At 74.9% G+C, this 633-nt stretch carries 1 protein-coding gene; it reads right to left on the reverse strand.

Annotated features, from left to right (window positions below; translation table 11 throughout):
• On the reverse strand, nucleotides 1-633 hold a 633-nt coding region (locus ACIKT0_RS19675; protein WP_407106933.1), incomplete at both ends, for a DEAD/DEAH box helicase.

Genomic DNA, 633 nt, shown 5'->3' on the forward strand with positions numbered 1-633 from the left:
AGCCACTCGCCACGCGGCGGCCCGGCGCGGCGCATGTCGATCGCCCTGATCTCGGGCATGACGCTCCCGCCGTAGCGCGCCGGCAGCGCCAGTCTCTCGTACCGGCCCCGCTCGGCGTTGACCCGGCTCTCGAGCGAAGGGGTCGCGGAGGCCAGCACCACGGCCGCGCCTTCGAGGCGGCCGCGCACCACCGCCATGTCGCGGGCGTTGTAGGCGACGCCGTCCTCCTGCTTGTAGGCGGCGTCATGCTCCTCATCGACCACGATCAGGCCGAGATCGCGGAACGGCAGGAACAGCCCCGAGCGCGCCGCCACCACCGCCTGGATCGAACCGTCGGCGACCCCGCGCCGGACCGCCGCGCGGCCCTTCTCCCCCACGCTCGCGTGCCACACGGCCGGCCGGGCGCCGAAGCGTCGGGCGAACCGGTCGAGAAACGGCACCGTCAGCGCGATCTCGGGCGCCATCACGAGCGCCTGCCGGCCTTCGCGCAGCGCTTCGGCGACCGCCTCGCAATAGACCTCGGTCTTGCCCGAGCCGGTCACGCCGTCGAGCAGCGCGACCGCGAAGCTCCGCGCCGCGGTCATCTCGACCAACCGCGCGGCCGCCGCGGCCTGCTCGGGGCTGAGCTCCGGG

The organism is Hansschlegelia beijingensis (assembly GCF_045505405.1).
Lineage (GTDB): Bacteria > Pseudomonadota > Alphaproteobacteria > Rhizobiales > Methylopilaceae > Methylopila > Methylopila beijingensis_A.